Here is a 1731-nt window from a genome sequence, read left to right as displayed (position 1 = left end):
CAAACCTTCAATCCGCGTGCTTCGCTTGGGAACAAGTACAGGATCAAATTCACCTGAGCGATCACGAGGCACATCAATTTCCAATAGGCCATCTTCTGTTATTACGCTTTTTCGTGCCGTGCCGTTACGTGCATTAGCAGAATCGCTACGTTCATGCCTGTCATAACCAAGATGCGCCTTTAGTTCACCTTGTAAAGCACGTTCAACCAGACCTTTGGTTAATTGCTTCAATACGCCATCTGATTTAAATAGATTGGATAAATCAGCACCTGATTCGACAATGAGATCAAGCGCTTGATCTAATGCTTTGTTTTGTTCTTTGTTTTTCATCTTTCGTCCTTAGATTATACGTTTTAACCATTATAACCTATGAAAGAATTTACACAGTTATTTCAATACTCCCTGCGCCCTCCCAATTTTTAGCATTTTGTGCGACCTGGAGCAATTCACCAATAAAGGGGAGGTCATGCTCATTAAGCGCTAGTGTGTTGGCAATCTCACGGCGCAGCGCAAGCATTTGTGCTGGAATGTTATTTTGCCGCTTTTTAAGTGAGTTGATTTCATCTTGAAGGGCAGCTTCTTCTTTTTGTAAATTTTGAATCTCGATTTTCACATCAACTTGTTGGTTTTGTTTCTCTTCAAGTTGAGCTTCAAATTCTGTTAAATAGGTTTTTATTTCCTGTTGCTGGCGATAAAATCCAGACTCATCACGTATTTTTCCCAGGCTAAGCTTTTGTGTTAATGCGTGGTATTTTTCACGGTTGATTTGTCGTTGTGATTGCGTATTGGTTAGGGTTTCTATTTCTTTTGCAATTTCAGCAATTCTACTACCGCCTTGGCGTTCGATTTCAATTTGTAATTCAACTAATTTATCATTCAACCGGTCAATGTGCTGTGTCAATTGATCGGACTTGTATTGTGTTTTGTCCATTTCCTGTTGTAATTGAGCAAGCTTTGTGGTTAATAAACCTTTTTCAAATCCTGCAAAATAATAAGGTAAAGCTTGCCGACAACTTTCTAACTCCTCAATGCATATTTCCTGTTCTTGAAATTTATCTGCATCTTGCTTGAGTTTTGTCAATAGTGTAATTTGGTGACGTGCTTTTAATACAGCTTCATGGGAGCGGTTCAGGTTGTCAAAATTTCGACAAAGCTCATCAATACGCTGCTCTGCGTTTCCTTGCTCAAGCATGTGGGTGCGCACGAACTGAGTTAAGTTGCCAACAGATTTCATTGAAACGGTTTGATAAAAAAGCTCTAAAGCCTGTTCATGTTGAATACCAAAAAGCTGGCGAAATCGTTGACTATAAGCTTTGAAACTTTCAAAAGTCTCACAATGTTGCTCTCGCTTTAGCTGCTTTTTTAAGTTAAGAATATCATTGCCGAAGTTACTAGGTTCTGTGAACCAAAAAAACTACAAGATGTGAAATTAAGTTGATTTAATTAAAAAATGATTTGCAAGGTTGCAATCCTTGGTTTGAAATATTTTTGAGAAAAACAACAAAGGATTGCAAAATGCATTATCACATAAATGAAAATGCTTGGGAAAAGATTTATGAATTTTTAATGACGGTAAAGAGGATACACTGCAAAAATACGGAATCTTTGCGTTTATTCGTGGAAGGGGTTTACTATGTGTTACGAACGGGTTGTCAATGGCGTATGCTTCCTGAATACTACGGTCATTGGCGGGCAGTTCATAAACGTTTTATGCACTAGACTGTACTTGGG

2 protein-coding genes and 1 pseudogene are annotated in these 1731 nt (G+C 38.2%); 1 reads left to right on the top strand and 2 read right to left on the bottom strand.

The window, feature by feature from the left end; all coding sequences use genetic code 11:
• On the bottom strand, nucleotides 1–330 hold a 330-nt coding region (locus DNK84_RS05450; RefSeq protein WP_208123235.1), incomplete at its 3' end, for a transposase.
• A gap of 49 nt (nucleotides 331–379) precedes the next feature.
• Nucleotides 380–1234 (bottom strand): hypothetical protein, encoded by an 855-nt coding sequence (locus tag DNK84_RS05445; RefSeq protein WP_119343543.1) that lies wholly within the window; start codon nucleotides 1232–1234, stop codon nucleotides 380–382.
• Between the two features lie 281 nt (nucleotides 1235–1515).
• Between DNK84_RS05445 and DNK84_RS05440 the strand changes: the two are divergent.
• Nucleotides 1516–1710: pseudogene (locus tag DNK84_RS05440) on the top strand (transposase); the annotation flags it as partial.
• Nucleotides 1711–1731 lie beyond the last annotated feature (21 nt).

The sequence above is a fragment of the Facilibium subflavum genome (assembly GCF_003574485.1).
GTDB lineage: Bacteria > Pseudomonadota > Gammaproteobacteria > Francisellales > Francisellaceae > Facilibium > Facilibium subflavum.
The sequence above is the reverse complement of the archived record's forward strand: the minus strand, read 5'-3'. Positions and strand labels throughout refer to the sequence as shown.